Below are 22,006 nucleotides of genomic sequence, written 5' to 3'. Positions count from 1 at the left end.
TTTACGTGTTTGGTTTTCACCATACTAACCTACTATCAACCTTTTTATACATTTTCTGAAAAAAGACTTGACAGACAACGGTCATATTGGCATTTTTCAATACTAGCACAATTGCTAGAACTAGTCAAACCTTCGTGCCCTTCAAAATGTAGTAGCCTTTTTGCTTCGTGACTACTTCCACGTGACCGAGCAATTCTTCAAGCTTCTGTTTCGCTGAAGGTGCTCCTTGCTTTTTTTGAATAACGACCCATAACTCACCTTGGTCCACTAAGGCCTCGGCGGATTCTTCGAACATGTGATGAACAACCTCTTTACCCGCACGGATCGGCGGATTGGTTAAGATCGAGGCGAATGTGTAATCACTGATCCCCTGAAGACGATCGCTTTCCTTGATCGTGACATTATGGATATTGTTTTGCACAGCGTTTTTCTTCGCTAAATCCAACGCCCTCTCATTGACATCGACCATCACTATATTCCGTTCTTGAAAATCTTTAGCAAGTGACAAGCCAATCGGGCCGTACCCGCACCCTAAATCTAAAACATCACCTTCGACTTCTGGTTCAGTAAAAGCATCAATGAGCATACGCGAACCATAATCGACTTCACGCTTAGAGAAAACCGCATGATCCGTAGTAAAAGAAAGAGAGTGTCCTCTCAATTCATACGACCACGTCTTCTCTTCACTTTTGGTTGTTGTTTTTTTAGAGTAGTAATGCTCTGACATCTTAAGCACACCTTCTTTAAGTTAGATAGAAAAGCTCATGCGCCTCTGTCAATATAAGCAACTGTTGTTCTTTGTGGTTTTTTTGCCATGGAATGGAATTACTTATGACTAGGAGAGGCTAGGGTAGTAGAAAAGAAAAGAAAAGCTCGCCGATAGTCAGCGAGCTTTACTTCCAAAAATCAAATTACTTAACTTCGATCGTCGCGCCAGCTTCTTCAAGCTGAGACTTCATTTCTTCTGCTTCTTCTTTAGATACGCCTTCTTTGATAGCGCCAGGAGCGTTATCTACAAGATCTTTCGCATCTTTAAGACCAAGACCAGTGATTTCACGTACTGCTTTAACAACTTTGATCTTAGAAGATCCAGCTGATTCAAGTACTACGTCGAATTCAGTTTGTTCTTCAGCAGCTTCGCCACCTGCAGCAGCACCGCCGGCTGCAACTGGAGCTGCAGCAGATACACCAAATTCTTCTTCAATTGCTTTTACTAGGTCGTTAAGTTCAAGAACAGACATTTCTTTGATCGCTTCAATGATTTGTTCGTTAGACATGAGAAATTTCCTCCTTATGATTTTAAATAATAGTTTAGACGAGTGCTAACTTACGCACTTTCTTCTTCTTTTTGGTCCGCGATAGCCTGAGTAGCGTATGCGAAGTTTCTGATTGGCGCTTGTAGTACGCTTAGGAACATAGATACAAGACCTTCGTAGTTCGGAAGTTCCGCAAGCTCTTTGATTTGCTCAAGAGTTGCAACTTGTCCTTCAACTACTCCACCTTTGATTTCAAGGTTATCGTGATCTTTAGCAAAGTTGTTAAGAATTTTCGCTGGAGCTACAGCGTCATCTTCATGGAACGCTAGCGCAGTAGGTCCTGTAAGAACGTCGTTAAGCTCAGAAAGCTCAACTTCTTCAGCTGCACGGCGAGTCATCGTGTTTTTGTACACTTTGAAATCTACGCCAGCTTCACGAAGTTGTGAACGAAGCTCTGTAACTTCTGCGACATCAAGTCCGCGGTAATCTACTAGTACAGCAGATTTACTATTACGAAACTTATCAGCTAATTCAGTTACAACTTGCTTTTTCTGTTCGATAATGTTGCTCATCGTTCCACCTCCTATTGACTGATCATCATACCGTTTGAAGGCTAACAAAAAGTACCTCCATGCAGACATGGAGGTACGTATGAACAGTCCAGGGCTTTTCAGCGCTGTCCCGTATATTCACACACCTCGGCAGGAAGATTAAGCGGTTGTCCGCCCCTACTGTCTACGGTATAACGTATTCATTTATACAACGTTTCTAATTGTATCTAACTAGAAACGGAAAGTCAACACTTTTTATTACTTCGTGTAATTGGAAACGTCAACCTTGATTCCAGGCCCCATCGTAGATGCAACAGCTGCATTACGCATGTAAGTCCCTTTAGAAGCTTGTGGCTTCGCTTTAACAAGTGCATCTGTAATCGCTTCGAAGTTTTCAACCAATTTTTCTTTGTCGAAAGAAGCTTTACCGATTGCAACGTGAATGTTCGCTGCTTTATCAACGCGGTATTCTACTTTACCTGCTTTGATTTCGTTTACGGCTTTTTCTACTTCGAATGTTACAGTACCTGTTTTAGGGTTCGGCATTAGGCCTTTCGGTCCTAGTACACGACCTAGCTTACCAACTTCAGCCATCATGTCTGGAGTTGCAACAACTACATCAAACTCAAACCAACCTTGGTTGATTTTGTTGATTAAGTCCTGCTCTCCTACATAGTCAGCACCTGCAGCTTCTGCTTCTTTCGCTTTATCACCTTTAGCGAATACAAGCACACGCTGAGATTTACCTGTACCATGAGGTAGTACCATAGCGCCACGGATTTGTTGGTCCGCTTTCTTAGGGTCTACTCCAAGACGGAAAGCAGCTTCTACAGTTTCGTCAAAGTTAGCTTTTGACGTTTCTTTTACTAGATCAATCGCTTCTTGAACATCGTATGATTTCGTACGATCAACAAGCTTTAATAGCTCTTGTTGCTTTTTTGTTTTCTTAGCCATTGTTATTTCCTCCTCTTGTGGTTTTAACGGATTGTCCTCCCACGAATAAAGGTTGCGAAAGGGACAAAAAGCTCCATTTCCGCAACCTTTTCCTATCTACTCATAACGCTGTGGGATTAATCTTCGATTGTAATACCCATGCTGCGCGCTGTACCTTCAACCATGCGCATTGCAGCTTCAACGTCAGCAGCGTTTAAGTCAGGCATTTTCGTTTCTGCGATTTCGCGAACTTGATCGCGTTTAACAGAAGCTACTTTGTTACGGTTTGGTTCACCGGAACCTGACTCAACTCCAGCAGCTTTCTTAAGAAGAACAGCAGCAGGTGGAGTTTTCGTTACGAATGTAAATGAACGGTCTTCAAATACCGTGATTTCAACTGGGATAATCATACCCGCTTGATCTTGGGTACGAGCGTTAAACTCTTTACAGAAACCCATGATGTTAATACCAGCTTGACCTAGTGCAGGTCCTACCGGCGGTGCAGGGTTTGCTTTGCCCGCTGGGATCTGAAGTTTTACAACATTAATAACTTTTTTAGCCACGAGACACACCTCCTTAAAGTCCGTGATGTGGTAATAGGGAATGCCCCTCCCACTCTATGCAATATGCATCAACGCCTCGGGATTCGAGGCACATAAAGAACATAAGAATTTTAGCATTAATTCTGGAACAACGCAAGGGGAAGGACCATTTTTTATAAAATGAGTTATGGTTTACTCCTGTACTAAGCCACCACTTCCATGCTTAGCTTAGTTTCTCTATCTGAGAGAAGTCCAGCTCAACCGGCGTTTCTCTTCCGAACATATTAACGTGGACTTTCACTTTCTGCTTGTCCAAATCGATATATTCGATTGTACCTGTGAAGTTAGCGAAAGGTCCATCTATTACTTTAACACTTTCCTTCACTTCGAAGTCAACCTCTGTTTTCGGTTGCTCGTTCATACCCATTCGTTTCAGGACCGTCTCAGCTTCTTCTGGTAAGAGAGGGATAGGTTTAGAACCAGAACCAGTCGATCCGACGAACCCTGTCACACCAGGAGTGTTTCGAACGACATACCAAGAATCATCCGTCATCACCATTTCAGCTAATACGTAACCAGGGAACACTTTTTTCTTTGCAACTTTTCGCTTACCGTTCTTAATTTCCGTTTCTTCATCTTCAGGAACGAGCACGCGGAAGATTTTATCTTCCATTCCCATTGATTCTACTCGTTTCTCAAGGTTGGTTTTCACTTTGTTTTCATAACCTGAATAGGTGTGAACAACGTACCATCTTTTTTCCATTATTGCAGGACAAGTACTTGCCCTTCCCTCCCTTGTATCTAAAATTAATGAAAGTATTCCAACATGAAAAAACCCGCTGAACGGGTTTTTAGTAAGTCTATTTTCTATTATAGCATAAAATGAACACTACTATTCTTAAGAAATAAGTTCAAGTATTTGCGAAATGCCAAGGTCTACAATAGCAAAGAATACAGCTACGAAAGCTACTGTTGCAAGTACAGTAATCGTGTAGCGTGTAAGTTCTTGACCTTTAGGCCAGCTCACTTTCTTCATTTCTCGAGAAACGTTTTGAAAGAACTTAAACATACCAGCATACCCCCAAACTTGCGTCATGCTTGTCTACTTTGTCTCACGGTGTAAAGTATGTTTCCCACAACGCTTGCAAAATTTACGCACTTCTAGACGCTCTGATTGATTCGATCGATTTGTATATGAACTATAATTACGGCTTAAACATTCCGTACAAGCTAAAATCACTTTTTTACGCATACCTATTCACCTCTTCGCACGAGGTTTTCACACTTAGTATAATGTAGCACGCTTCCAATCGACTGTCAATCAGACATCTAGAGCGTAATTTCGCTGATTTCCAAGTACTTTTCCAGCTTCCTTTTGACACGTTGCAGCGCATTATCAATCGACTTCACATGGCGGTCAAGCTCCACCGATATCTCTTGATAGGATTGCCCGTCCAAATATAAGGCTAGTACTTTTTTCTCTAAATCACTGAGCAATTCAGAGATTTTCTCTTCCATATCGAACAGTTTCTCTTTGTTTACAATCAATTCTTGTGGGTCGATGGCTTTAGACCCACCAATAACGTCAAGCAGTGTACGGTCCGACTCTTCGTCGTAAATTGGCTTGTCTAGCGATACGTAAGAATTCAACGGGATGTGTTTCTGTCTTGTGGCGGTTTTAATAGCGGTAATAATCTGGCGGGTGACACATAATTCAGCAAAAGCCTTGAAAGAAGAGAGTTTTCCTTCACGGTAATCTCGAATGGCTTTATATAGACCGATCATACCTTCTTGGACGATATCTTCCCTATCTGCACCAATAAGAAAATAAGTCCGGGCTTTAGCGCGAACAAAATTTTTGTACTTATTGATTAAATAATCGAGCGCTTGAACCTGACCTTGATTGATCCGTTCAATGATCGCTTCATCATCAAGTTTACTCAGATCCACTTCATTGATGTCTGTCTTCGTTTGAATGATGCTCACACAGGATCCCCCCGACCGTGCTACCTCAATATAGCAATATTATACAGGAAAGATTTGAAAAGCGTCAACAAGTTGTCAGAATTATTTATCTCCTCGACGCCACTTTTCAAATAAATCCCTCATCTCTTTATTCATCGGAATTTTCGGTTGGTATTGAACCTGATTGTGCGTTTCGACATCTTTCTTAATGGCTTTTTCAATGTTCTTGACTTCGATATATAACTCTCTTGCTGACTTACGGAATGCACCTTGACCGAAAATCGTCCGTTGTTCCGCGTAGTCTGATGTAGCGACATAGACTTGGGTTCGGACGTCATTCAACTCACCTGCAAGTCTCTCGATCCGTTCGTCTGCCGTTTCGTTTTCTTTAGTGAAGATGACTTCGACTTTATAACTCTTCTGCTTCTTCGCAAGTCCTCTCACATGATAAGCATCAAAAACGATAATGAGTCGATCTCCTGTGTACGACTGGTATTCGGCCATCATTTCTATGAGAAGGTCCCGCGCTTGGCCTAAGTCCGTTTCTTTTAACTTTTTAAGCTCCGGCCAAGCGCCAATCATATTATAGCCATCCACAATGAGAACGATCATAATTTACTCCCCAATGGGGTGACGCTTTCTATAAACTTCATACATCAAGAGAGATGCGGCGACTGAGGCATTTAACGAAGTCACTTGCCCTGCCATCGGGAGGCTGACAGTCCAGTCACACTTGTCCTTCGTAAGACGACTCATTCCTCGACCTTCGCTGCCGATCACGAGCGCGATGGCCATTCCCCCATCTAACTGACGGTAATCTTCCGTACCTTCTGCATCTGTGCCCACGACCCAAACAAAACGCTCTTTGAGCTCATCAATCGTTCTCGCCAAGTTCGTGACGCGAGCGACAGGAATATATTCAATCGCACCGGTTGAAGTTTTGGCAACGGTAGCCGTCAACGAAACCGATCGTCTCTTCGGAATGATGACCCCGTGTGCGCCCGCAGCATCTGCTGTACGCAGAATAGATCCCAAGTTATGAGGGTCCTCAATTTCGTCACAAATGATAAAGAACGGAGCTTCTCCTTTTTCTTCTGCTTTGGCGAACAGATCTTCAATGTCACTGTATTCATAAGCTGCAACAGAAGCCACTACGCCTTGATGGTTTCCATCTACGAGTTGATCGATTTTTTTCTTCGGTACTTTTTGAACGTTCACCCCATTTTCTTTGGCTAATTGTTCAAGTTTTTTCACCGCCTGATGCTGTAGCTGGTCAGATACCCAAACCTTATTTATTGCTCGTCCAGAACGCAACGCTTCCTGAACAGGATTCTTTCCGATAATCCATTCATCTTTCATGTCCTTACACTCCTTTCTCTACGTATTCTATTGATTGTGAGATCAACTGTTCTAGTCTTTCGGTTTGTCCATCTAAATACAAGAACCCGAGAACCGCTTCGAATCCAGTCGAATTCCGGTACGTCTGGACATCTGTATTCTTAGGAACGGACCCAGACTTTGCATTGCGCCCTCGTCTGAGTACCCCTTCCTCTTCTTCCGTCAATCGTCCTTCTTCTTTCCAATAAGCGACCACGTCGGCTTGCGCATTAGCAGACACGAATTTCACGGCGGCTTGGTGCAGTTGCTGCGGCATCACTTCTCCACCCTCAAGCAGGTGGCGCCTTACATACAATTCATACACGGAATCGCCCATGTACGCTAAGGCTAAGCTTTTCATTTGTTTTGCATTCTGTATAGACATACCCGTTACCCTCGCTTCCAACGCGTGCCTTGCGATGTATCTTCAAGGATAATGTTCCGGTCTTTCAGCTCATCACGTATTTGGTCCGCTCGCTCGAAGTTCCGGTCTTTTCTTGCCTGGATTCGTTCTTCAAGCAACGCTTCGATGTCTTCATCCAACAGTTCTTCCGTTGCTTCGATCTCAAGTCCCAATACTCCAGTCAACTCTTTAAATGTATCTTCATACGCATTTAACACGTCGGAATGGGTTTGAGACTCTTGAAGGTACAAGTTCGCTGATTTTGCTAAATCGAAAAGGACTGAAATGGCATTCGCTGTATTGAAATCATCATCCATTTCTGTGATGAACTGTTCTTTCTGTGCTGTAATTTCATCGAGCCACTTCTGGTGATCGCCGGTTAAATCAAGACTCGTTTCTTTACGGTGCTTGACGTTCTCATAAGCATTTTTCAGTCGCTCAAAACTACTTTTCGCACCTTTCAGCAATTCGTTGCTGAAGTTAATCGGATGACGGTACTGAACACTCAACATGAAGAAGCGGATAACTTGAGGATCATGCTCTTTCACTAAGTCGTGAGCTAACACAAAGTTCCCTAATGATTTGGACATCTTTTCATTCTCGATATTGATGTACCCATTGTGCATCCAATAGCGAGCGAACGATTGGTCGTTATGCGCTTCGGACTGGGCAATTTCGTTTTCGTGGTGAGGGAACGTCAAGTCCTGTCCTCCTGCGTGAATGTCGATCGTGTCTCCTAAATACTTTTTAGCCATCGCGGAACATTCGATGTGCCACCCTGGCCTCCCTGTACCCCAAGGGCTTTCCCAAGAAATCTCCCCAGGCTTCGCATCCTTCCAGAGCGTGAAGTCGAGGGGATCTTCTTTCTTGTCCCCGACCTCAATTCTGGCACCAGAACGCAATTCATCAATCGACTGATGAGACAGCTTTCCGTATGTGTCGAAGGAGCGTGTACGGAAGTAGACATCTCCGCCAGATTCATAAGCGAAGCCTTTTTCAATCAACCCTTTGATGAAGTCGACAATCTCATCCATGTTTTCTGTCACGCGCGGGTGATCGACCGCTTCCTTGACTCCTAATGCGCCAACGTCTTCTTTATAGGCCGCAATAAATCGATTGGCCACCTCCGTGACCCCTTCCCCCATTTCATTGGCTGCTTTGATCAATTTGTCATCAACATCCGTGAAATTCAGGACGTAGTGTACTTCATAGCCGCGGTACTCGAAATACCGACGGACAGTATCGAACACTATGGCCGGGCGTGCATTCCCGATATGAATATAGTTATAAACGGTTGGACCGCACACATACATCTTCACTTTGCCTTCCTCTAGGGGTTCAAATGGTTCTTTGTTACGTGTCAGTGTGTTGAATACGCGAATCGCCACGTTACTTCACTCCTTTAGCTTCTTTAATTTCTTCTCGCAATTGTTCGAGTTCTGTTTCTAAATGGTTCAAGCGGTCATACACTGGGTCGGGAAGTTTATGGTGATCCAAGTCCTTCTTCCTTACTTTCTTACCGTTCTGAATGACGACACGACCTGGTATTCCGACGACTGTTGAGTTATCTGGAACATCGTTTAAGACAACAGATCCCGCTCCTACTTTCGAGTTTTCCCCAATGGTAATCGAACCAAGGACTTTCGCTCCGGTTGCCACTAATGAATTATCTAAAAGCGTCGGATGTCGTTTTCCTTTTTCTTTCCCTGTTCCACCTAATGTAACGCCTTGGAAAATCGTGACGTTATCACCGATTTCACACGTCTCTCCGATGACGACCCCCATTCCATGGTCAATGAAAAACCGTTGACCTATTTTGGCCCCTGGATGAATCTCAATTCCTGTAAAAAAACGGCTGATCTGCGAAATGACACGAGCCAAGAAAAAGAATTTTCTCTTGAAACAAGCATGGGCCACCCGATGCGCCCAAATGGCATGCAAGCCAGAATACGTTAGAATCACTTCCAAATAAGAACGAGCGGCAGGGTCTTGTTCGAACACGACATCGACATCCGCTTTAAACATCTTCAAAAGTCCCATACTTGCTCTCCTCCTTTTTCATGTCAATATAAGAAATGCGCAAGCGCCCTGAGAGACACGACACCCATAAGCAAAACGGCCGGAGGAAGATGTTCTTCTCTCCCGAAAACGGATTGCTTATGTGCGAGTGGCTGGACGCTGGAGCTAGCCAACAATAAAAATCATATTCTTCTTATCTAATTAAAAAGCGCGCCTCTGTGCGGTTAGGCACAGAGACGCGCTACACGTGGTTCCACTCTGTTTGGGAAATGACGGATTCCCCACTTCTCCTGTATAACGGCAGGTGACCGCTTCTGCCTACTCCGGTTTCGGCACAAGACTCTGAGGTGCATTTCAAAGGACTCCACTTCAACCACTTTCAGCCACGGTGGTTTTCTCTGTGTAAGGAAAGGACCCTTCTACTTCTCCTCTTCAGCGTTCTTTATAGATATCTCTACTATATGACAAAACGGGTCTTTTGTGAACGAATTAGCCTTGGAGTTTTGACAATACGTCATTCAAACGGACGGTTACCGTCTCAAGCCCAAGCAAATGAATCGCGTTCGGCAGTTCAGGACCGTGCGTTTGACCAGTTGTCGCAACACGGATCGGCATGAAGAGCTTCTTGCCTTTATGACCGGTTTCTTTTTGGACCGCTTTGATTTGCTTCTTGATGTTTTCTGGTGTGAATTCATCCAGCTCGTTCAAATTTTTCTTGAAGACTTCAAGCACTTCCGGTACTTGCTCACCTTCAAGCACGTTCATCGCTTCTTCATCGTAATCAATCTCTTGTTTGAAGAATAACTCTGTCAGTTCAACAATTTCAGCACCATAGCTCAATTGATCATGATAGAGAGCAATCAATTCACGCGCCCACTTACGATCCGCTTCACTCATATCATTCGATAGACGTCCTGCTTCCACTAAGTGAGGCAAAGCCAGTTCTTCTACTTGCTCAATATCTGAAGCTTTGATGTACTGGTTGTTCATCCACTTCAACTTAGCAGCATCGAAGACAGCTGGGGACGTGGATAAGCGATCAGCGTCGAAAATCTCAATCAGTTTCTCTTGCGTGAAGATCTCTTCTTCACCGACTGGAGACCAACCCAATAACGTAATGAAATTGAATAACGCTTCTGGAAGGTACCCAAGGTTCTTATACTGCTCGATGAACTGAAGAATGTGCTCATCGCGCTTACTTAATTTCTTACGATCTTCATTCAAAATCAGCGTCATATGGCCGAACTTTGGCGGCTCCCAACCGTACGCGTTATACACCATCATTTGCTTCGGTGTATTCGAAATATGCTCTTCCCCACGCAACACGTGAGAAATGGCCATCAAATGATCATCAATGGCTACAGCGAAATTGTATGTCGGTGTACCGTTTTTCTTTACGATGACCCAGTCACCGAAATCGCTGGATTCAAACGTGATGTCGCCACGGACGATATCATTGAATGTGTACGTCGTGTTCTCAGGTACGCGAATGCGGATACTCGGTTCGCGACCTTCCGCTTCGAATTGTTCGATTTGCTCTTGAGTCAAATCGCGATGAGCACCAGAGTATTTCGGCGCTTCGCCACGAGCCATTTGAGCTTCGCGCTCGGCTTCGAGTTCTTCGGAGGTCATGTAGCATTTATAAGCTAAACCACGCTCCATCAAATCATCAACATATTTCTTATAGATATCCAGACGTTCCATTTGACGGTATGGGCCAAATTCGCCACCTTTATCCGGACTCTCTTCCCAGTCGACTCCTAACCAGTTCAAGTAATTGAGCTGACTTCTTTCTCCACCTTCTACATTACGCTTCTCATCCGTATCCTCGATACGAATCACCATGGTTCCACCTAGGTGTTTGGCATATAGGTAATTGAATAGGGCTGTTCTCGCATTTCCGATATGGAGATTCCCCGTTGGACTTGGTGCATAACGCACACGTACTTCATTCGACATAATGATTCTCCCTTCGTCATTCCGGTCTTAACCTTGTTTTATTTTATCATTTTTTGCTTACGATTGTTGATTATTTTGCAAAAGAACCACCGCTTGAGCGGCAATCCCTTCCTTGCGTCCTGCGAAGCCGAGCTTCTCTGTCGTCGTTGCTTTTACGTTTATACGACTGGAATCCGCGTCGAGTAAACGTGCTACATTCGCTCGAATCTCTTCAATGTACGGAGCCATCTTAGGAGCCTCTGCAATGATGGTGCAGTCGATATTCCCAAGTTCATACCCTCGCTCTTGAACTAACTCCCATACGTGACGTAGGAGTTTTCCCGAGTCAGCATCTTTGAATTCAGGATCCGTATCCGGAAAATGCTTTCCGATATCCCCTTCTCCAATCGCCCCTAAACAAGCGTCGGCGATGGTATGAAGCAATACATCCGCATCCGAATGGCCAAGCAATCCTTTCTCAAATGGGATTTCTATGCCCCCAATAATACAAGGGCGGCCCTCCGTCAACTGATGAACGTCAAATCCTTGTCCAATTCGAAACATCGATGAATCCTCCACCTTTCCTTCACGCTGATTTCGTACGTAAGCCTCTGCTTTATGTAGATCCTCTGGTGTCGTAAGTTTTATATTGTCATAACTTCCCTCAACAATAGCGACCGCTTCACCTAACTCCTCCACAAGCGAGGCATCATCTGTCCCGTAGTATCCGCTTTTCCTTGCCTGTTGATGCGCGCTGACAATCAAGTCATAAGAAAAGGCTTGAGGCGTCTGAGCTGCCCACAACGTATCCCGGTCAAGCGTTTTCAACTGATCCTTTTGCTTCTGTTTGATCGTGTCTGTCACCTTCACAGCTAGCAAGGCGGCACGATCTGATTCCGCTTTTTCCGCCAAGCGGTGCAACGATTCCTGTTTTACAAAAGGCCGCGCCCCGTCATGGATAAACACGGGAACCGTTGTGTTTTGGATCGCCCTAAGACCAGCTAACACACTATCCTGCCTCTCGAGACCTCCATCTACGAAACGCACAGGCTGACTCACACCAGATGCGGCAAGGAGTTCCTCCATCGCCGTACGCTCCTTCTGGTTTGTGACCAACACGATTTCCTCACACCATTCATCACGTTCAAATGCTTGTAATGTATGTATAATCAGTGGCTGCTGATCAATCATTAAGAATTGTTTATTACGACCTGCCTTCATCCGCTTCCCTTGACCTGCCGCAAGAATCACTACTGTATAGTTTGTCATTCCATCCACCCTAAAGTTCTAACATATATCCCTCGAAAATAACAAAAGCGATAACACAACGGTTATCACTTTTGTTTGTCTCTATTTGTTTATACCGTTTTTACAAGGCTTTTTCAAGTGATTTTGGCTTCGCGAATATCATACGTCCTGCAGACGTTTGAAGAACACTAGTGACAACGACATCAATAGACTTGCCGATGTAGTTCTTCCCTTCTTCTACGACGATCATCGTTCCGTCATCCAAGTAGGCTACACCCTGGTTCTGTTCTTTTCCGTCTTTTATGACTTGGATCTTCATCTCTTCACCAGGAAGTACGACCGGTTTGACGGCATTCGCTAAATCGTTGATGTTCAACACTTGAACATTTTGGAACTCACACACTTTATTCAAGTTGAAGTCATTCGTCACAACAATGCCATCCATGACTTTAGCTAGCTTCACTAGCTTACTATCAACCTCTTGAATATCTTCAAAATCACCTTCGTAGATTTCCACGTTGACGGGTAAATCTTTCTGAAGACGGTTTAAGATATCAAGACCTCGACGTCCACGATTTCTCTTCAGACCATCAGAAGAGTCCGCGATGTGCTGAAGTTCTTCCAATACAAACTGCGGAATAACCACGGTACCTTCTAAGAAATGTGTTTCACAGATGTCTGCAATTCGGCCATCGATGATCACACTTGTATCCAGGATCTTTTCCTTTGGTATCAGTGAGGCATCTACCGAATTGGCTTCCGTTTGTTGATCCGATTCGTCATTCCTTTTCTCTTTTCGGGTCACCATACCTAAGAATTCATCTTTACGCTTAAAGCCGACTTGAAAGCCGAAGTACCCTAAGAAGAACGTAATGATGATCGGGACGACCTGATTGACGACAGGGATCTCAAATTGCTGCACAGGGATGTTGATTAAATACGCAATGATCAATCCGACGATTAAACCTAGACTACCGAATAAGAGATCAGCAGCAGGGGCCCGGACAAGTGTATCTTCCACCCACCTAAGAAAATCAACGATATAATCAATAAACCAAAACATCAATAAATATAAAATAAGTGCTCCTAAAACAGCTCCTAAGACTGACTGAATCAGTGCTGGCCAATCAAGACCCATAGTTGAAAACAGCTCAGGTAAATAGAGGTAACCGATTGTCCCACCGGTTATGACTATGAACAACTGTACAATACGTTTAAGCACTTCTCTTCACCTCCTCATTCACAGTATGACCAAACCGAATAACCATTAATCGTATAAAAAATGAATGATGAATTCTAAAGTATCACAATTTCCATTTTAAGTCAAAGGATAACTAAATATGATATCACGACTATTCTATTTAAGTCAATAGCCCTATATGTGGCGATCGACAAATAATTGTTCTTGGATGCGATCCAGCCCGTCTTTTATCTTGTTGGCACGGATCTCACCGACACCATCTACTTCAACCAATTCCTTTGTTGAGGCTTGAATCAATGCTTCAAGCGAACCGAAACGACCAACGAGATGCTCTATAATTAATGGAGGAAGTCTCGGGATCCGATGTAAAATACGGTAGCCCCTCGGATGAATCGGATCATCCATCTTCGTGTTCGGGGAATAGCCGAGCAACTTCAAGATCTGTTCATCGGATAGTAACTCCGTATTCGTCACCTCTTGCATTTTTCTTAAAATATAATACGGCTCATAATCCGGACGCTTACTATAGTCTTTCAATAGAAGCGCAGCATCCTGCTCGATATTGGAGACGAGCTCGGTCATTTGCAGTTGAATCAAACGACCTTCTGTCCCTAGTTCATTGACGTAATTGATGATCTCGGTTTTCGTACGAAGCACCATTTCAATTCGGTGAACAACCTGGACCACCTCCGAGAAGGAAACCATATCCTCAAACTCCATAGCCCCAAGATTCGTCGTACTTTGATTCAACACGTTCTTGTATTTCTCAAGCGTTTGAATCGCCTGGTTCGCTTTCGTTAGGATAACACCGATATCTTTTAATGAATAACGCAAAGACCCTTTGTATAGAGTGATCACGTTTCTTCGTTGAGAGATCGCAATGACCAACGTTCCCGTTTGCTTCGCAACACGCTCAGCCGTCCGGTGACGCATCCCCGTCTCTGTTGATAAAATGTCTGGGTCAGGCATCAATTGAGCATTGGCATACAAAATCTTCGACCCTTCTCCGTTCAAAATCAAGGCACCATCCATTTTTGCTAATTCATAAAGGTGAGCGGGGGTGAATTCAGATTGGATATGAAAGCCACCGTCCACAAGCTCCCGAACGCCATCGTCGTGACCGAGAACAATGAGTCCACCCGTGTTTGCTCTAAGGACGTTATCAATACCATCCCGTAGGGGCGTTCCGGGTGCTACAAACTTCAATATTTCTCCGATTCCATGATCTTTCATTTCATGCCATTCCATTTAAGCATCCCCTAACGTTACCTTCATCGCTTCTTGTACGGAACTAACTCCGATCACTTCAATATCCGAAGGTGGTGTCCATCCATCGATATTTTTCTTAGGAATAATTACACGCTTAAACCCTAGCTTAGCCGCTTCCTGTACACGCTGTTCAATGCGCGCGACACGACGGACTTCGCCTGTCAAACCAACCTCGCCGACTACGACATCATCTGGTTTGGATGAACGATCTCGGAAGCTTGAGGCTACACTCAGTGCTACAGCTAAATCGATTGCCGGTTCATCCAATTTAACTCCGCCAGCCACCTTAACATAAGCATCTTGGTTCTGAAGTAGAAGACCTGCCCGTTTCTCTAATACCGCCATCAATAAAGGAACACGACTATTATCAATACCCGTTGCCATACGTCTCGGATTGCCATAGGCGGTCGGGGAAATCAACGCTTGAATCTCAACAAGAACAGGCCTCGACCCTTCCATGGATGCAACGACGATGGATCCTGCCGCTCCTTGCGATCGTTCTTCTAAGAAAATCTCTGAAGGGTTCAATACTTCTCGCAACCCCTCTTCTTTCATTTCAAAAATACCCATTTCATGTGTGCTTCCGAAGCGGTTCTTAACACTTCGTAAGATTCTGAACGTATGGTGTCTTTCCCCTTCGAAATAAAGCACAGCATCCACCATATGCTCAAGTAGACGTGGTCCGGCAATGGATCCTTCTTTAGTAACATGCCCTACAATAAAAATAGGGATACCTTTACTTTTCGCAATTCTCATTAAATGACTCGTGCATTCTCTTACTTGAGACACACTTCCGGGCGCGGACTGGACATCTTCTTTATAGATGGTCTGAATGGAGTCGATCACGACAAATTTAGGATCCACATTTTCGATATGGGTGACGACATCCTGCAAATTCGTTTCGGATAAGACGTATAGTTCATCGGATGTAATCGCTAAGCGCTCTGCCCTTAACTTCGTCTGTCTTGCCGATTCCTCACCAGAAATATAAAGGACCGGCATATTTTTATCGGCAATTTGAGCCGATACTTGGAGAAGTAAAGTTGATTTCCCGATACCCGGATCCCCGCCAATTAAAACTAAGGACCCCGCCACAATACCTCCACCAAGGACACGGTTGAACTCTGGCATATCCGTTGGAAGTCTCGGTTCTTTTTGGGATTTTATCGAATTGATTTTTTCAGGTTTAGATGTTGCGGAAGTGGAACTCGTCTGGAACACATGCCTAGAGTTGTTGCCTGTCATACTAACCTCTTCGACTAACGTGTTCCATTGATGACACCCTGGACATTTCCCCATCCATTTAGGTGTTTCATATCCACATTCCTGGCAAACAAATTTAGTTTTTCTTTTTGCCAAGATGATCGCTCCTCTATTTAATATTTTATACGATATTGCTTGTGAAAAAGTTTCATAGCCATATCAATTGTATTAAGTTTCGCTTACCAAAAGCAACTAGAAGACCACGGGAGTACAAGAAAGGCCATTATATGACAAAAAAATCGGAAGGTGCCAAGACCTTCCGATTTCTCTCTATCACTTAATTTGTAGATTCTTGCTGTGTGTGAACCGTAAACTCTTTATTATCATTCAAGTCAATTTTCACTTTTTGACCTTTCGAGATGTTCTCTTTCAACAACTCTTCTGATAACAAGTCTTCTACGTTCTTTTGAAGGGAACGACGTAGTGGTCGAGCTCCATATTCAGGGTCGAAGCCTTGTTCGGCGATGTGTTCAATCGCTGCATCAGACAAGGTAAAGTCGATTTCCTGTTCTTGAAGACGTTGTCTTAACTGATCGGCCATCAGTGTTACGATATTTTTCATGTGTTTTCTCTCTAGAGAGTGGAACACAATCGTTTCATCGATACGGTTCAAGAACTCTGGGCGGAATGCTTTCTTCAGCTCATCTGTCACTTTTGATTTCATATCTTTATAATCTTGACCAGATTCGCCCATGGAGAACCCTACATATTTGTTTGATTTCAATTCTTGAGCACCAACGTTTGATGTCATAATCAAGACTGTATTACGGAAGTCTACGACACGACCTTTTGAATCTGTCAAACGACCGTCTTCTAGTACTTGAAGCAAGATATTGAATACTTCAGGATGTGCTTTCTCAATTTCATCAAGCAGGACAACTGAATAAGGTTTATTACGCACCTTCTCTGTCAGCTGGCCACCCTCTTCATAACCGACGTAGCCTGGTGGTGAACCGACGAGACGAGAGGTGCTGTGTTTCTCCATATACTCAGACATATCGATACGGATCATCGCATCTTCTTCACCGAACATGCTTTCAGCTAACGCGCGAGCCAATTCTGTTTTACCAACCCCAGTAGGTCCTAAGAAAATGAAGGAGCCAATAGGACGCTTCGGATCTTTCAAACCGGCACGAGCACGGCGAATGGCTTTAGAAATAGATTTGACCGCCTCTTCTTGACCGATGACACGGTTGTGCAGCGTTTCTTCAAGAGCGAGCAGGCGCTCACTTTCGTCTTTGGTCATTTTAGATACTGGTACACCCGTCCATGTAGATACGACAGATGCGATATCTTCAACCGTCACTTCAGAGTCTTCTTGTCCTTGCTTCTCTTTCCACTCATCCTTCGTTTGATCGAGTTCGTCTCGCAGACGCTGTTCGCTGTCTCTTAGAGAGGCTGCCTTTTCAAATTCCTGACTTTGAACAGCAGCATCTTTTTCTTTTCTTACTTCTTCAAGCTTCTGTTCTAGCTCCTTCAAGTTTGGTGGAGCTGTATAAGAACGAAGGCGCACTTTCGATGCCGCCTCATCAATCAAGTCGATCGCTTTATCCGGAAGGAAGCGGTCTGTGATATAGCGGTCAGAGAAACGAACTGCAGATTCAATTGAATCATCTGTAATCGTTACACGGTGGTGAGCTTCATAGCGATCACGCAACCCTTTTAGAATTTGAACCGATTCATCTAACGTCGGCTCATCTACTTGGATCGGTTGGAAACGACGCTCAAGAGCCGCATCCTTTTCGATATATTTACGATATTCATCAAGTGTTGTCGCACCAATACATTGCAACTCCCCGCGAGCAAGAGACGGCTTCAGAATGTTGGACGCATCAATCGCCCCTTCTGCACCACCTGCACCAATCAAGGTGTGCAACTCATCAATGAATAGAATGATATTGCCGGCCTGACGAATCTCTTCCATCACTTTCTTCAAGCGGTCTTCGAATTCACCGCGGTATTTAGTTCCAGCAACCACTGTCCCCATATCTAGTGTCATGACACGCTTATCTCTCAAAATTTCCGGGATTTCGTTATTCATGATTTGTTGGGCTAACCCTTCAGCAATCGCCGTTTTACCAACACCTGGTTCACCTACAAGTACAGGGTTATTCTTCGTACGACGGCTCAACACTTGGATAACACGTTCGATTTCTTTGCTACGTCCGATGACCGGATCGATGTTCCCCTCTTTGGCGATCGCTGTTAAGTCGCGAGCCAGGGAATCTAGAGTAGGAGTGTTAGCATTCGTTGCTTGGCCTCCAGCGGCTCCACCACGACGGTTTTGCCCACCAGTAGACTCATTGTTCCCTAAGAGCTGCAACACTTGCTGACGGGCCTTATTAAGGCTCACACCTAAGTTGTTCAATACACGAGCGGCAACACCTTCGCCTTCACGAATAAGACCAAGAAGGATATGTTCTGTTCCGACGTATGAATGACCTAACTTACGCGCTTCATCCATAGATAATTCAATCACCTTTTTGGCACGAGGTGTGTAGTGGATCGTCTGGGATACTTTATCCCCTTTTCCAATCAACTTCTCCACTTCTTGTTGAATCTTCGCTGATTCAAGCCCTAGTGCGGTTAAAGCTTTCGCTGCAATCCCTTCACCTTCACTGACAAGACCTAATAAGATATGTTCAGTCCCAATATTATTGTGACCTAAACGAACAGCTTCTTCTTGTGCTAATGCCAGTACTTTTTGTGCTCTTTCAGTAAATCGCCCAAACATCATGGACATTCCCTCCTAACATTATTCTTCATTCTCTAATTGAAGTCTTTCTCTGATTAGTGATGCTCTTCTAATATCTCGTTCTTCTGGGTTGAGTGTAGCTTTCGCATATTGTTGCAAAAATCCAGGCTGAGTTAAAATCATCAGCTCATTCAATATCGTTTGAGGTATATCATCAATCAGACCAAGATCGATCCCTAACCTTAGATCCGATAAACATTTAGCCGCCTCTTTAGACTCTATGATACGACTGTTTCTTAAAACACCATACGACCTAAAAATACGATCTTCCAACTGGATACCTGACCGATTGATTAAAGCCTCTCTTGCTCTTCGTTCTTGGTCGATCAACTGTTTTACGACACTATGAAGGTCTTCGACGATATCCTGCTCGGACTTGCCTAGCGTGATTTGATTCGAGATTTGAAAAATATTACCTACAGCCTCACTACCTTCGCCATAGATCCCACGAACTACTAATCCTAACTGGTTAATTGCGGGTGTCATACGGTTGATTTGATGAGTCATAGACAAGGCAGGTAAATGCATCATCACCGACGCCCTCATCCCCGTCCCGACATTCGTCGGACACGCCGTCAAATATCCACGCTTTTCATCAAACGCATAATCAATCTTTTCTTCAAGCCAATCATCCAATTGAGAAGCCTGTTCTAAAGCCCGATCTAATTGAAAGCCTGGGAAATATAATTGTATGCGTATATGGTCCTCTTCATTAATCATGATGGAAACTTGTTCATTTTGAGAAATCAACGTTCCCGAATGATCAGGTTTTTCAGCTAAGTGAGGACTGACCAAGTGCTTTTCAACTAAAACCCTTTTTTCGATTGGCTGCAAATCTTTCATCTTAATGACTTCAAAATCCGCATAATCCCTAAACGTTTTGTGCTTGAACGTCTCTTCAAAAAACGTCATCACTTCTTCTAGAGTCTTCTCAGATGCAATCAGGGGAAAAGGATAGTGAGAAAAGTTACGAGCCAACCTGATCCGGCTACTCATCACAATATCGCTATCAGGGCCTTCTTGATTCATCCAAGGACTGATTGCCTCATTCATGAAATGTTGCAGTGACATGATTACTCACCATCCTCTCCTTGATGAAGTTGGCTTTCTAATGTTCTGATCTTATCTCTAAAGTTCGCCGCTTGCTCAAACTCTTCCTGCTCGATTAACTCTTTAAGCTTAGATTTGTATTCATCTATTTCTCGCTTGAGGTGGAGTTTTCCTCCTTCGCGCTTCGGAATCTTGCCATCGTGACGCGTATTTCCACTGTGTACTCGCCTTAAAATCGGGTTAATACGATCATCAAATGTTTTATAGCATGAGGCGCAACCGAATTTACCTATACGCGCAAATTCTTGATAGGTTAATCCACAAGTCGGACACTTTAATTGAGAGGCCTGCTGATAAGACTGTGCCTGTTGATTGTGGGTACTGAACGGAGAAGGCCCCTCAGAATGGAAAAGCCCTGACAACAAATCATTCAACGTGAAGTTTTCCTCACCATAACTCACATACCCTTTTTCTTTGGCGCATTGCTCACAAACATGAATTTCCGTTTTCTGCCCATTTACGATTTGTGTTAAGTGAACTGTTGCCTGCCTTTGATGGCACTCTTGACATTCCATACCTTTCTCCCCCTTCCACCTTACGTTTTATATTTCAATGTGAATAACATGGCCGTCATCATCCTTGAACGAACTTCATCTCTTAAAGGGAGCGGAAATGCCAGAACTTCTCTGCCTATCATACTTTCAATGAGTTTCGCTTCCCTCATCGTCACTAATTCGTTATCTACTAATCGTTCAAGTACATCAACCGCAGCGGTTTGTGAAATACGAGGCTGAACAATGTCAGTGATCTCATCAATCATATCCGACTGTGAAAGATGCTGAATACGACTAATACGGATGTAACCTCCTCCACCTCGCTTACTTTCCACTATATATCCTTTTTCCACAGTGAAGCGGGTCTTAATCACATAATTGATTTGAGAAGGTACACATTGAAACTGATCAGCGACCTCACTACGTTTGATTTCAATGCTTTCGGTTTGGTTTCGATCCAGAATATTCTTTAGATATTCTTCTATGACGTCGGATATATTCCGCATTTTCCCTCCCCCTTTTTTGACTTTGACTATCTTTGACTTTAATTTTATTATACTCATTTTTAATTGTCACGCAACTAAATTGTTTGTACGTCAACACATCTATCATGTTTCCCTTAAGAGAGGTCGATTAAAACAAAAACTACGCAATAAATTTGCGTAGTTTAAAAAGAACACTTCACCTCTTGTACAGAGTCTTGATTGCATATTTTTTCAACTAATTCATTGACTTGGACCTTCCTTTTCACTTCAATCACAAATCGCATGGTATGAATCGGCTCTCCCTTTTTCATCTGCGAAGAACGTAAAACAATTCCTGGTTGATCCAACGTCGACAACACGTTTTGAATCGAATCTTTATAGGCTACAATAATTTCTACCCTCTGCTTACCTGAATCTTTCATTTTTCTTTTCTCAATCTTGTTTAAGAACATAAGTGAAAGCAATACGATGGCCGTTGATAATAGCGCAATATCATACATACCAGCCCCTACTACAAGACCAATCCCCGCCACCGTCCATATTGATGCAGCTGTTGTTAATCCACGTATGGTTACCCCGTGCACCATGATTGTTCCAGCACCTAGAAAACCAATCCCACTAATCACATACGATGGAATTCGGGCTGGGTCAAAACGTACATTGTCGTACTCATCAATATAAGATTCAAATCCATATAATGATAATAGCATCATTAGACATGCGCCCACTCCTACTAAAATGTGTGTTCGAAAACCAGCAGACTGATTCTTGATTTCTCTTTCAAAACCAATGAGCCCACACAACACCAGTGCTATAACGAGTCTCACTGCATATAGACTTGTATGAGAACCAAAATACTCTAACAAAGACATGCCTCCTCCCTACTTCATTATATGAGGGAGAACTATAATAATACGAAGGAATAAAACTCTCATCTTTTACTAGAAATCGTTCAGAGCGCTTCAACAAAACAGCCAATCAAAAGAACAAAGACTTCCACTCATTTTGCGAAATCATTTCACGAAAAAACCCCTTAGAAGAATGAATCTTCTAAGGGGTTTTTCAAATGACGTGGCGGCGTCCTACTCTCACGGGGGTAAACCCGACTACCATCGGCGCTGAAGAGCTTAACTGCTGTGTTCGGCATGGGAACAGGTGTGACCTCTTCGCCTTCACCACCACATCATCATATAAGGT

The 22,006-nt window shown here is 43.6% G+C and carries 24 protein-coding genes, 1 rRNA gene and 2 other annotated features; all 25 genes read right to left on the bottom strand.

The features are described 5' to 3' along the window. Positions 1-124: 124 nt before the first annotated feature. Complete coding sequence (locus tag H0266_RS18720; protein ID WP_181473977.1) at positions 125-727, bottom strand: class I SAM-dependent methyltransferase; 603 nt, start codon at positions 725-727, stop codon at positions 125-127. A 184-nt stretch (positions 728-911) separates the two neighbouring features. Next, positions 912-1,277 carry a 50S ribosomal protein L7/L12 gene (rplL, locus tag H0266_RS18715; protein WP_181473976.1) on the bottom strand — a complete coding sequence of 122 codons (366 nt, stop codon included), beginning with the start codon at positions 1,275-1,277 and terminating at the stop codon, positions 912-914. 50 nt (positions 1,278-1,327) lie between these two features. Beyond that, on the bottom strand, positions 1,328-1,828 hold the full coding sequence (gene rplJ / locus H0266_RS18710) for a 50S ribosomal protein L10 (protein WP_181473975.1): 501 nt from the start codon (positions 1,826-1,828) through the stop codon (positions 1,328-1,330). 36 nt (positions 1,829-1,864) lie between these two features. Next, positions 1,865-2,015, bottom strand: a sequence feature (ribosomal protein L10 leader region). 50 nt (positions 2,016-2,065) lie between these two features. After that, positions 2,066-2,761 (bottom strand): 50S ribosomal protein L1, encoded by a 696-nt coding sequence (rplA, locus tag H0266_RS18705; protein WP_181473974.1) that lies wholly within the window; start codon positions 2,759-2,761, stop codon positions 2,066-2,068. A 116-nt stretch (positions 2,762-2,877) separates the two neighbouring features. Next, positions 2,878-3,303, bottom strand: coding sequence for a 50S ribosomal protein L11 (rplK, locus tag H0266_RS18700; protein ID WP_079477364.1), 426 nt, complete (start codon positions 3,301-3,303; stop codon positions 2,878-2,880). 202 nt (positions 3,304-3,505) lie between these two features. Beyond that, positions 3,506-4,045: a transcription termination/antitermination protein NusG gene (gene nusG / locus H0266_RS18695; protein WP_181473973.1), complete on the bottom strand. Its 540-nt coding sequence runs from the start codon at positions 4,043-4,045 to the stop codon at positions 3,506-3,508. Positions 4,046-4,180: 135 nt separating this feature from the next. Further along, positions 4,181-4,351, bottom strand: a complete 171-nt coding sequence (gene secE / locus H0266_RS18690) for a preprotein translocase subunit SecE (protein ID WP_181473972.1) — start codon at positions 4,349-4,351, stop codon at positions 4,181-4,183. Between the two features lie 33 nt (positions 4,352-4,384). Beyond that, on the bottom strand, positions 4,385-4,534 hold the full coding sequence (gene rpmG / locus H0266_RS18685; RefSeq protein ID WP_181473971.1) for a 50S ribosomal protein L33: 150 nt from the start codon (positions 4,532-4,534) through the stop codon (positions 4,385-4,387). A 77-nt stretch (positions 4,535-4,611) separates the two neighbouring features. Beyond that, the gene (gene sigH / locus H0266_RS18680) at positions 4,612-5,268 is read right to left on the bottom strand and encodes an RNA polymerase sporulation sigma factor SigH (protein WP_181473970.1); all 657 of its coding nucleotides are present in this window, start codon (positions 5,266-5,268) and stop codon (positions 4,612-4,614) included. An 81-nt stretch (positions 5,269-5,349) separates the two neighbouring features. After that, on the bottom strand, positions 5,350-5,859 hold the full coding sequence (locus tag H0266_RS18675) for an NYN domain-containing protein (protein WP_181473969.1): 510 nt from the start codon (positions 5,857-5,859) through the stop codon (positions 5,350-5,352). A 3-nt stretch (positions 5,860-5,862) separates the two neighbouring features. Then, positions 5,863-6,606, bottom strand: coding sequence for a 23S rRNA (guanosine(2251)-2'-O)-methyltransferase RlmB (gene rlmB, locus H0266_RS18670; protein WP_181473968.1), 744 nt, complete (start codon positions 6,604-6,606; stop codon positions 5,863-5,865). Between the two features lie 4 nt (positions 6,607-6,610). Beyond that, complete coding sequence (locus H0266_RS18665; protein WP_181473967.1) at positions 6,611-7,009, bottom strand: Mini-ribonuclease 3; 399 nt, start codon at positions 7,007-7,009, stop codon at positions 6,611-6,613. A 5-nt stretch (positions 7,010-7,014) separates the two neighbouring features. Next, complete coding sequence (cysS, locus tag H0266_RS18660) at positions 7,015-8,415, bottom strand: cysteine--tRNA ligase (protein WP_181473966.1); 1,401 nt, start codon at positions 8,413-8,415, stop codon at positions 7,015-7,017. Position 8,416: 1 nt separating this feature from the next. Continuing rightward, positions 8,417-9,067, bottom strand: coding sequence for a serine O-acetyltransferase (gene cysE / locus H0266_RS18655; protein ID WP_181473965.1), 651 nt, complete (start codon positions 9,065-9,067; stop codon positions 8,417-8,419). A 208-nt stretch (positions 9,068-9,275) separates the two neighbouring features. Beyond that, positions 9,276-9,491 (bottom strand) — a binding site (T-box leader). Positions 9,492-9,535: 44 nt separating this feature from the next. Continuing rightward, complete coding sequence (gene gltX / locus H0266_RS18650; RefSeq protein WP_181473964.1) at positions 9,536-11,005, bottom strand: glutamate--tRNA ligase; 1,470 nt, start codon at positions 11,003-11,005, stop codon at positions 9,536-9,538. 57 nt (positions 11,006-11,062) lie between these two features. Beyond that, complete coding sequence (locus tag H0266_RS18645; RefSeq protein WP_181473963.1) at positions 11,063-12,253, bottom strand: bifunctional 2-C-methyl-D-erythritol 4-phosphate cytidylyltransferase/2-C-methyl-D-erythritol 2,4-cyclodiphosphate synthase; 1,191 nt, start codon at positions 12,251-12,253, stop codon at positions 11,063-11,065. A 100-nt stretch (positions 12,254-12,353) separates the two neighbouring features. After that, complete coding sequence (locus H0266_RS18640; protein ID WP_181473962.1) at positions 12,354-13,454, bottom strand: PIN domain-containing protein; 1,101 nt, start codon at positions 13,452-13,454, stop codon at positions 12,354-12,356. 153 nt (positions 13,455-13,607) lie between these two features. Next, entirely contained in the window at positions 13,608-14,681 is a 1,074-nt protein-coding gene (disA, locus tag H0266_RS18635; RefSeq protein WP_181473961.1) for a DNA integrity scanning diadenylate cyclase DisA, read from the bottom strand. Beyond that, positions 14,682-16,061 carry a DNA repair protein RadA gene (gene radA / locus H0266_RS18630; protein WP_181473960.1) on the bottom strand — a complete coding sequence of 460 codons (1,380 nt, stop codon included), beginning with the start codon at positions 16,059-16,061 and terminating at the stop codon, positions 14,682-14,684. It abuts the gene before it with no gap. A 181-nt stretch (positions 16,062-16,242) separates the two neighbouring features. Continuing rightward, the gene (gene clpC / locus H0266_RS18625) at positions 16,243-18,702 is read right to left on the bottom strand and encodes an ATP-dependent protease ATP-binding subunit ClpC (protein ID WP_181473959.1); all 2,460 of its coding nucleotides are present in this window, start codon (positions 18,700-18,702) and stop codon (positions 16,243-16,245) included. Positions 18,703-18,720: 18 nt separating this feature from the next. Then, the gene (gene mcsB, locus H0266_RS18620; RefSeq protein ID WP_181473958.1) at positions 18,721-19,791 is read right to left on the bottom strand and encodes a protein-arginine kinase McsB; all 1,071 of its coding nucleotides are present in this window, start codon (positions 19,789-19,791) and stop codon (positions 18,721-18,723) included. Between the two features lie 2 nt (positions 19,792-19,793). After that, entirely contained in the window at positions 19,794-20,345 is a 552-nt protein-coding gene (gene mcsA, locus H0266_RS18615) for a protein-arginine kinase activator protein McsA (protein WP_181473957.1), read from the bottom strand. A gap of 20 nt (positions 20,346-20,365) precedes the next feature. Beyond that, the gene (locus tag H0266_RS18610) at positions 20,366-20,830 is read right to left on the bottom strand and encodes a CtsR family transcriptional regulator (protein WP_181473956.1); all 465 of its coding nucleotides are present in this window, start codon (positions 20,828-20,830) and stop codon (positions 20,366-20,368) included. A 161-nt stretch (positions 20,831-20,991) separates the two neighbouring features. Beyond that, entirely contained in the window at positions 20,992-21,681 is a 690-nt protein-coding gene (locus H0266_RS18605; RefSeq protein ID WP_181473955.1) for an MgtC/SapB family protein, read from the bottom strand. 197 nt (positions 21,682-21,878) lie between these two features. Continuing rightward, positions 21,879-21,992, bottom strand: a 5S ribosomal RNA gene (gene rrf / locus H0266_RS18600). Positions 21,993-22,006: the final 14 nt, after the last annotated feature.

The sequence above is a fragment of the Halobacillus locisalis genome, assembly GCF_013694105.1.
Taxonomy (GTDB): Bacteria; Bacillota; Bacilli; order Bacillales; family Halobacillaceae; genus Halobacillus; species Halobacillus locisalis.
This window is presented reverse-complemented; position numbering and strand designations above follow the sequence as displayed.

What these genes read in the sequence shown, in the direction of transcription:
- gltX (WP_181473964.1), bottom strand. Translation starts at nt 11,005, where the DNA reads ATGTCGAATGAAGTACGTGTGCGTTATGCACCAAGTCCAACGGGGAAT.
- mcsA (WP_181473957.1), bottom strand. Translation starts at nt 20,345, where the DNA reads ATGGAATGTCAAGAGTGCCATCAAAGGCAGGCAACAGTTCACTTAACA.
- rpmG (WP_181473971.1), bottom strand. Translation starts at nt 4,534, where the DNA reads ATGCGTAAAAAAGTGATTTTAGCTTGTACGGAATGTTTAAGCCGTAAT.
- disA (WP_181473961.1), bottom strand. Translation starts at nt 14,681, where the DNA reads ATGGAATGGCATGAAATGAAAGATCATGGAATCGGAGAAATATTGAAG.
- H0266_RS18645 (WP_181473963.1), bottom strand. Translation starts at nt 12,253, where the DNA reads ATGACAAACTATACAGTAGTGATTCTTGCGGCAGGTCAAGGGAAGCGG.
- cysE (WP_181473965.1), bottom strand. Translation starts at nt 9,067, where the DNA reads ATGGGACTTTTGAAGATGTTTAAAGCGGATGTCGATGTCGTGTTCGAA.
- mcsB (WP_181473958.1), bottom strand. Translation starts at nt 19,791, where the DNA reads ATGTCACTGCAACATTTCATGAATGAGGCAATCAGTCCTTGGATGAAT.
- secE (WP_181473972.1), bottom strand. Translation starts at nt 4,351, where the DNA reads ATGTTTAAGTTCTTTCAAAACGTTTCTCGAGAAATGAAGAAAGTGAGC.
- H0266_RS18720 (WP_181473977.1), bottom strand. Translation starts at nt 727, where the DNA reads ATGTCAGAGCATTACTACTCTAAAAAAACAACAACCAAAAGTGAAGAG.
- rplA (WP_181473974.1), bottom strand. Translation starts at nt 2,761, where the DNA reads ATGGCTAAGAAAACAAAAAAGCAACAAGAGCTATTAAAGCTTGTTGAT.
- H0266_RS18675 (WP_181473969.1), bottom strand. Translation starts at nt 5,859, where the DNA reads ATGATCGTTCTCATTGTGGATGGCTATAATATGATTGGCGCTTGGCCG.
- H0266_RS18610 (WP_181473956.1), bottom strand. Translation starts at nt 20,830, where the DNA reads ATGCGGAATATATCCGACGTCATAGAAGAATATCTAAAGAATATTCTG.
- clpC (WP_181473959.1), bottom strand. Translation starts at nt 18,702, where the DNA reads ATGATGTTTGGGCGATTTACTGAAAGAGCACAAAAAGTACTGGCATTA.
- rlmB (WP_181473968.1), bottom strand. Translation starts at nt 6,606, where the DNA reads ATGAAAGATGAATGGATTATCGGAAAGAATCCTGTTCAGGAAGCGTTG.
- H0266_RS18665 (WP_181473967.1), bottom strand. Translation starts at nt 7,009, where the DNA reads ATGTCTATACAGAATGCAAAACAAATGAAAAGCTTAGCCTTAGCGTAC.
- nusG (WP_181473973.1), bottom strand. Translation starts at nt 4,045, where the DNA reads ATGGAAAAAAGATGGTACGTTGTTCACACCTATTCAGGTTATGAAAAC.
- rplL (WP_181473976.1), bottom strand. Translation starts at nt 1,277, where the DNA reads ATGTCTAACGAACAAATCATTGAAGCGATCAAAGAAATGTCTGTTCTT.
- H0266_RS18605 (WP_181473955.1), bottom strand. Translation starts at nt 21,681, where the DNA reads ATGTCTTTGTTAGAGTATTTTGGTTCTCATACAAGTCTATATGCAGTG.
- rplJ (WP_181473975.1), bottom strand. Translation starts at nt 1,828, where the DNA reads ATGAGCAACATTATCGAACAGAAAAAGCAAGTTGTAACTGAATTAGCT.